The organism is Herbidospora sp. RD11066 (assembly GCF_054661255.1).
In genome coordinates this window covers 1-340 of the sequence record NZ_BAAGDO010000064.1, presented here as the reverse complement: position 1 = coordinate 340, position 340 = coordinate 1, and the positions used below count along the sequence as shown (strand labels likewise).

The following is a 340-nucleotide window of genomic DNA, read 5'->3' as shown; positions in this document are numbered from 1 at the left end:
AATCTTTAGCGAAGGTGGTCTTGACTACTTGGGAAACCCAAGCTTGGTCCATGCCCAGAGCATCTTGGCCATCTGGGCTACTCAGGTGATCTTGATGGGTGCAGTTGAGGGTTACAGCATTGCTGGTGGGCCATTGGGTGAGGTTGTTGACCCACCTTACCCAGGTGGTAGCTTCGACCCATTGGGCCTTGCTGATGACCCTGAGGCATTTGCTGAGTTGAAGGTGAAGGAGCGTAAGAATGGAAGACTGGCTATGTTTTCTATGTGGGGATTCTTTGTTCAGGCCATTGGCACCGGAAAGGGACCTTTGGAGAACTTGGCGGATCACCTTGCTGACCCT

At 52.4% G+C, this 340-nt stretch carries 1 protein-coding gene; it reads left to right on the top strand.

Going from position 1 to position 340, the window contains the following annotated elements; translation table 11 throughout:
- Positions 1-28: 28 nt before the first annotated feature.
- Positions 29-340, top strand: a 312-nt coding sequence (locus tag ACYQ78_RS39360; protein ID WP_459806100.1) for a chlorophyll a/b-binding protein, incomplete at its 3' end; no start/stop codon positions are given.